The following is a 7,612-nucleotide window of genomic DNA, read 5'->3' as shown; positions in this document are numbered from 1 at the left end:
GCGGAACGGGCCCTCGGGTCGCGCGATGCGGCATCCGCTCAGTCGCAGCTGAACCTCGCGTCGCCCCACACGCCGTGGGCGCCGTTGATGCTGCCGGGTGCCTCGACGATGAGGTCGACGTACTGCACGCCGGTCAGGTCGACGTTCACCGACTCGGGCGCGAACCCGGGCGTGAACGTGCGCGACTGGTAGCGGTTGGCCCCGTCGGCGTCGACCTTGAAGATGACGTTGCCGCCGAACCCGGCCTCCAGGCCGACCTGTGCCGTGAACGCCGAGCACTCGCCGCCCACGTAGTACGTGATCTTCGACTGCGCGTGCACGCCCAGTCCCTTGGCGTACACCGGCGACTGGCCTGTGGACGGGTCGGTGTAGTTGACCTTCAGCGGCAGGTCGGGCGAGTTCGCGGCGTCCTTGTTCGCCACGTCCTTGCCGATGACCCCCCAGCCGTTGGTCGCGCTGAGCCAGTTCAGCTCCGACGCCCACGCCGACGCGGTGGGTGCCGGCGGCAGCGGCTGGTCGACGACCTGCCAGTCGAAGATCTTCAGTCGGCTCTCGTTCGGCAGCACGATCGACGCGAGCTCCTTCGACGGGTTCAGGCGCACGAGGTTCGAGTACACCTGGTAGCCGTACGTCGGGTACTCGTACACGTTCGGGTTCGTCGCGCTGTTGCGCCCGAGCGACTTCACCGCGACCGTCGCCCCACCGAGCCCGGATGCCTGGGGCAGCCAGTTCGGGAAGAACACGTTCTGCTTCGAGACCGTGCCGTCGGTGTAGGTGAGCGTGAGCTCGGGGTTCACTCCGCCGCCGGATGCCGCGGACGCGAGGATCGCGAGGTGCGTGCCCTGACCGCCCACCGCGATGGTCTGGCCCGCGGGTGCCACCGAGTTCGGCGTGCCGACCGGCTCGGGCCACGTGTACGCGATCGCCGCGTCGCCCGTGCCCACCGTGACCGTGCCGCCGGGCGTCGCCCTGGCCGCCGCCAGCGCCGCCGCCGAGAAGGAGGCGCCACCGCCGTCGAAGTTGCCGGCCTTCGCGGTGGTGAGGTCGGTGATCGACACGGCGTTGAACGCGCCCGCGAGTGATCCGTACGCGACGTAGAGCTGGTTCGCCCCCGACACCGTGCGCGGTTGCCGCTGCGACGTGTACGCCGCCGTGACGGTGACGGTCTGCAGGTCGGCGGCCGCGGCATCCGTCACCTCGAAGGTGAACTCGGCCGTGGCCTCGCCGCCCTTCTTCACGGTGCCCACCTGGTCGCCCGTCGCCGAGACGAGCGTCCAGCCCTCGGGGGCCGTCGGCGTGAGCACCACGTCGTCCTTCGCCTTGGTGCCGGTGTTGCGGAAGGTCGCCGTCACGGTGGTCTGCTCCCCCTGGAACACCCGATCGGCGAGTTCGACGGCGACGGATGCCGCGGCGGCATCCGCTTCCTGACCGCCCACGCCGCTCGTGGCGGTGAGGGTGAGGCGAGCGGATGCGTCGGACGCGATCGCCCCCGTCGAGATGAGCACCACGCCGCCGGCCCGGTCGGCCTCGTACGTCCAGCCGGGGCCGTCGTCGAGGGCGGCCGCGTCGTCGACGCGGGGGAGGGTGGTGCTGCCGAGCTTGACGACCTTGGGCTCGGAGCCGGTGTGGGCCTCGACCCGGTAGGGCCGCGCGTCGGCCTTGCCGTCGTAGTCGCCGTCGCGCTTCCCGAGCTCGATCTTCACGGTGCCGGTCTTGCCCGCCTTCGGCGCGTCGACCGCGAACCGCTGCCTGCTCGACTCGCCGTCGGCGTAGGCGCGGGTCACCTCGTCGTCCTCGTAGAGCGAGAACTCCGACTCGCCTTGCGGGTAGGTCACGAGCGTGATGGGCGCGTCCTCGGGCACGAGCGACGCGTTGCGTTCGACCACGCCCTGCGGGATCACCGCACCGGCGCGCACGAAGATGGGCAACCGGTCGAGCGGCGCCGGGTGCCCGTTGAGCACCGTGCCTCCCTCGTGGAGCGCTCCCGTCCAGTAGTCGACCCACTGGTCGCCCGCGGGCAGGTAGATGCCGTTGCGCACGTCGGTGTCGGAGAAGACGGGCGCGACGAGGTAGTCGTCGCCGAGCAGGAACTCGTTGTTCGCCTCCACGCTGTAGGCGCCGGGGTCGCTCGGGTACTCGAGCGCGACCGACCGCATCATGGGCACGCCCGTGCGGTGGGACTCCTCGGCGAGCGAGTAGATGTAGGGCATCAGCCCCTGTCGGAGCTGGAGGTACTCGCGGTTGATCGCGGTCGCCTCGTCGCCGTACATCCACGGACGCTTGTCGGTCTGGGCCCAGCCGCTCATCGAGTAGAGCGCGGGCGCGAACGCCTTCCACTGCAGGTCGCGCACGTAGCTCTCGGCCGAGCCGCCGAAGATGCCGTCGACGTCACCGGTCGTGAAGGCCAGACCCGAGTTGCCGGCGCCGGTGAGCGCCGAGACCTGCCAGCGCACCGCGTCGAGGTTGCCGCTGTGGTCGCCCGTCCACTGCATGCCGCAGCGCTGGGCGCCGGCCCAGCCCTCGACCATGAGGGCGGTGCCGCGCGCGTCGGAGTACTGCTCGATGCCGTCATGGGCGGCCTCGCAACCGGTCAGCGCCTGGCGGTAGCCCGAGCCGACCCAGGCGACGTCGAGCTTGCGCAGGCGGACGCCGGCTTCGCCGACCTCGAACTCCTGGTTGGTGAGCGAGCGCTGGGTCCAGAGGCCGACCTTGAGATCGGCCTGGTCCTCGATCGAGTCGACCGTCTCGGGCAGCTGCTGGTACTCGCATCCGTAGCCGTCGTTCACGAGCATCCAGCCCGCCGGCATGTCCTGCTCGACGAACTGCTTCGCGATGTTCAGGGCCTGCGGGGTGCGCTGCTTCGTGTTCTGCGGATCACCGTAGCCCGACGAGCTGTAGCCGGGGTTCGAGCGGTTGTAGCAGTCGGCGTCGCCGTACTCGAGGGCGTACACCGGCGGCAGCAGGGGGCGGCCGGTGAGCTGCGTGTACGACTCGAGCGACGCCTTGTAGTCGCCCACGAAGTAGTACGCGTCGAAGCGGCGCTCCTCGTGCGTCGTGGTGTGCGCCGCGAAGTCGTAGGTGCCGCGCGCGAAGGTGTTGCGGAGCACGCCGTAGCCGTTGGACGACATGTAGTACGGCACCGCGTTCGGGTAGCCGTCGTCGTCCCAGTCGAAGTTGCGCGCGATGTTGATCGTTGCGCCCGTGTGGACCGACCGGCCGTTCTGCATGCCGCCGCCGATGAACTGCTCGCCGTCGACCGTCGCCAGGTGCTGCGTCGCCGACGCGGCGCCGAAGGTGATCGGCGCGGACTCCGACCAGATGACCGTGCCGTCGGCGCGGGCTGCCGAGGACTGCCCCGTGGCCCGGTCGATCGACACCGTGACATCGGCGGTGGCGATGGTGATCGGGCCACCGTCGGTCTCGGATCCGGTGACCGTCACGTCGGCGCCGTCGAAGCTGTCGTCGCCGACGACGATGTCGGCGGTGCGGGCCGGGTCGCCCTGCGGGGTGTTCGCCGGGTCGGTGAAGCTCCCGCTCGGGTCCGCCTCGAGGCGGAACGTGCGGTCGTCGAGGAACGTGATGCGCATCGCGCCGTGCTCGGCCGTGAGGGTGACGCTCGCGCCGTCCTGCTCGACCGCCGACACGGCGCCGAGGGGCGTGCCCGCGGGGTCCACCGGCACCTCGGGGGTGACGGCCTTGGGCGCGATCGGTGTCGTGGCCGGCGCCGTCGCCGCGGCTGAGGCGGTTCCGGATGCCGCGGCGGCGACGCTGCCCGTGGCGTTGGCGCTCGTCGCGGCATCCGTCGCCATCTGCGTCGCAGCGAGGGCCGGGGAGACGCCGGCCGTCGCGAGGAGGCCGGCCCCGACGAGGGCGCAGACACCGGCGAGCGCCGTTCTGCGGCGCCCTCCGGGAGGTGGTGTTCGGTGGAGGATCATCGTTGCTCGCTTTCACCAGAATGATTGATAGTGATTTGTAGGGCGCAGGAACGCTCATATAAGATCAGTTCTGTTTCACCCCGGTCAAGGGATTCAGCGGATTTCGATGACGTTTTCGCGTGGGGTCGGCGTGTCGTCCGTCGGGCGCCCCCACGCCGTCCGTCGTGCCGTCGCGTCGCCGGCGCGGGAGATGTCACCGGTGAGGGCGGTCGGCGACTGCGCGACTGCCACAATGGCCGCATGCCCACGTTCACCGACGCGCACGGGATCCGCATCCACTACGAGAACTGGCGGGTGCCCGAGCCGACGGCGGTGGTGCAGCTCGCGCACGGAATCGGCGAGCACATCGGCCGCTACCGCGAGCTCATCGAAGCCCTGAACGCCGCCGGCTACTCCGTGTGGGCCGACGACCATCGCGGACACGGGCGCACCGGCGTCGACCAGCACGGCGGCGACCTCGCCAGGCTCGGCCGGCCCGGACCGGGCGGCATGCGCGCGGCGATCGCCGGCGTCGAGCGCTTCGGCGAGGTCATCCGCGAAGCCGAGGGACCCGACCTTCCGCTGGTCATCCTCGGGCACTCCTGGGGCTCGTTCATGACGCAGCACGTCGTCAACCGGAATCCCGACCGCTATGACGCAGTGGTCCTCACCGGTACGGCGTGGCTGCAGCTCGGCTACACGAACATCGGGAACCTCAACAAGCGCTTCGCGCGCCCCGGCGGCACCAACGTCGAGTGGCTCAGCCGCGACCCGGCCGTAGCCGAGGCGTGGGTGGCGGATCCGCACACCACGGATCGGACCCTCCAGCAGCTGTTCGGCTGGCCGCAGTCGTTCTCGCTCATCACCCGGCCGTCGAAGCGCATCCCGCCCGAGTTGCCGTTGCTCATCCTCATCGGGTCGGACGACCCGGTGGCGGGGGAACGGAGCGCGCGGGCCCTGTTGAAGGACTACCTCCGACGCGCGCATCTCGTCGACGCGACGCTCATCGTGTACGAGGGCGCCCGGCACGAGGTCTTCAACGAGACGAACCGCGAGGAGGTTCGCGCCGACCTCATCCGCTGGCTCGACGAGCGGTTCGCCGTCGACTGAGGGCGCGCACGCGGCATCCGCTCGCTTCGGTTGGGCGCGAGCCGGGCGACCCCTTGACACCGGCGGCGCGGAGGACGAGTCTGGTACTCGGGTCGCTCGTGAGAGCGCTCTCACCCTCGACACCGCCGTCGATCACGGTCGACGCCGACCACCGGAGGAACCGATGCAGCTTCCATCCCTCGCGAGACGAACGGCGCTCGGCGCTGCCGCCGCCCTCACCCTTGCCCTGCTGGCCGCGACACCCGCGCAGGCCGCGAACGACGTGCTCTCGCCCGACGCCGAGCTCTGGACCAACCCCTCGAGCACCACGCTCGAGGCCGCCGCCTCGCTCAGCGGCGACGCCCGCGCCGACGCGCTCCTGCTCGGCTCGTTCCCGAGCGCGACCTGGATCAACGGCGGCACGCCCAGCGAGGCCAAGCGCGACGTGAAGCGCGTCGTCGCCGCGGCCCACGCCGCGAAGCAGGTACCCGTGCTCGTGGCCTACAACCTGCCGTTCCGCGACTGCGCCCAGTACTCGGCGGGAGGCGCCACCTCTGCGGCCGAGTACACCGCATGGATCGACGGCTTCGCCAAGGGCATCGGCAACAAGGACGCCGTGGTCATCCTCGAGCCCGACGGCCTCGGCATCATTCCCTGGTACACGACGGTCAACGGCCAGCAGGAGTGGTGCCAGCCTCCCGAGGCAGACGCGGCCACCGCGGCATCCGACCGCTTCGCGATGCTGAACCACGCCGTCGACGCCTTCGCCGCGCTGCCGAACACCGCCGTCTACCTCGACGGCACGCACTCCGCGTGGCTCGGGGTCGGCGACATCAGCGACCGGCTCATCAAGGCGGGCGTCGAACGCGCCGACGGGTTCTTCCTCAACGTCTCGAACTACGAGACGACCGAGCGCCAGCAGAAGTTCGGCACGTGGATCTCGGACTGCATCAACCTGTCGGTGAACTCGTGGTGGCAGCCCGAGTGGTGCGCGAGCCAGTACTTCCCCGCGAACCCCGGTGACTTCTCGACGTGGGGGCTGACGGATGCCGCGTACGACCAGGCGTACGCCGACACGGGCGTCACTCGCGATCCGGCGACGCAGGCGCACTTCGTCGTGGACACCAGCCGCAACGGCGTCGGACCCTGGACGCCCACGGCCGTCTACCCCGACCCGCAGGTGTGGTGCAACCCGCCCGACCGCGGCCTCGGCGTGCGCCCCACCGCCGACACGGGCGACGAGCTCATCGACGCCTACCTGTGGGTGAAGGTGCCCGGCGAGTCCGACGGGCAGTGCCTCCGCGGCACTCCCGGTCCCGAGGATCCCGAGCGCGGCATGCTCGACCCGGCTGCCGGGCAGTGGTTCCCCGAGATGGCCGACGAGCTGATCGCCAACGCGGTGCCGGCGGTCACGCCCTAGCGGGAGTCAGATCGCCCGCCACGGCGGCACGTCGAACCCGAGCAGGCGGATGCGCGGGTGATGCATCGCGCGCGACTCGGTCGCCCACGGGTACTCGATCGTCGTCAGGTGGCAGTTGCCGAGCACGGGGAGCAGGTCGCGATATCCGTCGGGGTCCATGCCCGCCAGCTCGGAGAACAGCAGGCGGATCAGCGTCGCGTGACCGACGATGAGCACCCGCCCGTCGGGGAACTCCGCCACCAGGTCGTCGAGCACGGGGAGGGCCCGCGCGATGCCGTCACGACCACGTTCGCCGTCGGGCAGCGGGTTGCTCGCCGGCGCCTCCATGAAGGCCTTCCACTCGTCGGGGAACCGCTCGGCGATCTCGTCGGGAGTGAGCCCTTCGGCCGCCCCGAAGTCGATCTCGACGAGGCGCTCGTCGATGCGGAGCTCGAGGCCGGTCGTCTCCACCGCGGGCGCGGCCGACCGACGGGCACGGTCGAGCGGCGAGGCCACGATCGCGTCGAGCTGCGCCTCGGCGGCCCAGGCGCCGAGTGCGGCGGCCTGTCCGAGACCGCGTTGCGTGAGCCCGACGTTCGAATTGCCGGCGTACCGATGCTCCGCGTGCCAGACCGTCTCGCCATGCCGCGCGAGGAAGAACGTCGTCATCCGAGCACCCCCGATTCCCTGTTCCGATCGTAGGCGGTGGCGCCCGACCCTAGGCTGGAGCCCATGCACGGTGAGTACAAGGTTCCCGGTGGCAAGCTCGTGGTCGTCGACTTCGACGTGGTCGACGGCGTCATCCGCGGTCCGCGGGTCGCGGGCGACTTCTTCCTCGAGCCCGACGAGGCGCTGGCCGACATCGACGCGGCGCTCGACGGCCTGCCCGCGGCATCCGACGCCAAGCAGATCGCCGCGGCCGTCACGGCCGGCCTTCGCGACGGCGCGGTCATGCTCGGGTTCTCGGCCGAGGCGATCGCCGTGGCGGTGCGACGGGCACTGACGGATGCCACGACCTGGTCGAACTACGAGTGGGAGATCGTGCACGACGAGGCCGTGCCGCCGCGCCTCCACCTCGCCCTCGACGAGGTGCTCGCCACCCGGGTCGGCGAGGGGCGCCGCAAGCCCACGCTGCGGTTCTGGGAGTGGGACGAGTCGGCCGTGGTGATCGGCAGCTTCCAGTCGGTGAAGAACGAGGTCGATCCCGAGG

Annotated in this window: 5 protein-coding genes; 3 read left to right on the top strand and 2 right to left on the bottom strand. The window is 70.9% G+C overall.

Translation table 11 applies throughout. The annotated features are described in order from the left end of the window. Window positions 1-38: 38 nt before the first annotated feature. Window positions 39-3,935: an NPCBM/NEW2 domain-containing protein gene (locus AC1DY2_RS11810; protein ID WP_476762609.1), complete on the bottom strand. Its 3,897-nt coding sequence runs from the start codon at window positions 3,933-3,935 to the stop codon at window positions 39-41. Window positions 3,936-4,175: 240 nt separating this feature from the next. Here AC1DY2_RS11810 and AC1DY2_RS11805 point away from each other — a divergent pair, with 240 nt between their 5' ends. Both AC1DY2_RS11805 and AC1DY2_RS11800 read left to right on the top strand, forming a co-directional pair. After that, window positions 4,176-5,024 (top strand): alpha/beta fold hydrolase, encoded by an 849-nt coding sequence (locus AC1DY2_RS11805; protein ID WP_476762608.1) that lies wholly within the window; start codon window positions 4,176-4,178, stop codon window positions 5,022-5,024. 163 nt (window positions 5,025-5,187) lie between these two features. Continuing rightward, window positions 5,188-6,423, top strand: a complete 1,236-nt coding sequence (locus AC1DY2_RS11800; RefSeq protein WP_476762607.1) for a glycoside hydrolase family 6 protein — start codon at window positions 5,188-5,190, stop codon at window positions 6,421-6,423. A gap of 6 nt (window positions 6,424-6,429) precedes the next feature. On the opposite strand, the gene AC1DY2_RS11795 is transcribed toward AC1DY2_RS11800, so the two are convergent. Further along, complete coding sequence (locus tag AC1DY2_RS11795) at window positions 6,430-7,071, bottom strand: histidine phosphatase family protein (protein WP_476762606.1); 642 nt, start codon at window positions 7,069-7,071, stop codon at window positions 6,430-6,432. A 63-nt stretch (window positions 7,072-7,134) separates the two neighbouring features. On the opposite strand from AC1DY2_RS11795, the gene AC1DY2_RS11790 reads away from it, so the two are divergent. Continuing rightward, a partial coding sequence (locus AC1DY2_RS11790; RefSeq protein ID WP_476762605.1) for a lipoyl protein ligase domain-containing protein occupies window positions 7,135-7,612 on the top strand: 478 nt, incomplete at its 3' end.

The organism is Agromyces sp. P1_H4 (assembly GCF_056405255.1).
Note: the sequence above shows the minus strand (reverse complement) of the source record. Positions and strands in the feature narration are given on the sequence as shown.

What these genes read in the sequence shown, in the direction of transcription:
- AC1DY2_RS11795 (WP_476762606.1), bottom strand. Translation starts at nt 7,071, where the DNA reads ATGACGACGTTCTTCCTCGCGCGGCATGGCGAGACGGTCTGGCACGCG.
- AC1DY2_RS11800 (WP_476762607.1), top strand. Translation starts at nt 5,188, where the DNA reads ATGCAGCTTCCATCCCTCGCGAGACGAACGGCGCTCGGCGCTGCCGCC.
- AC1DY2_RS11805 (WP_476762608.1), top strand. Translation starts at nt 4,176, where the DNA reads ATGCCCACGTTCACCGACGCGCACGGGATCCGCATCCACTACGAGAAC.
- AC1DY2_RS11810 (WP_476762609.1), bottom strand. Translation starts at nt 3,935, where the DNA reads ATGATCCTCCACCGAACACCACCTCCCGGAGGGCGCCGCAGAACGGCG.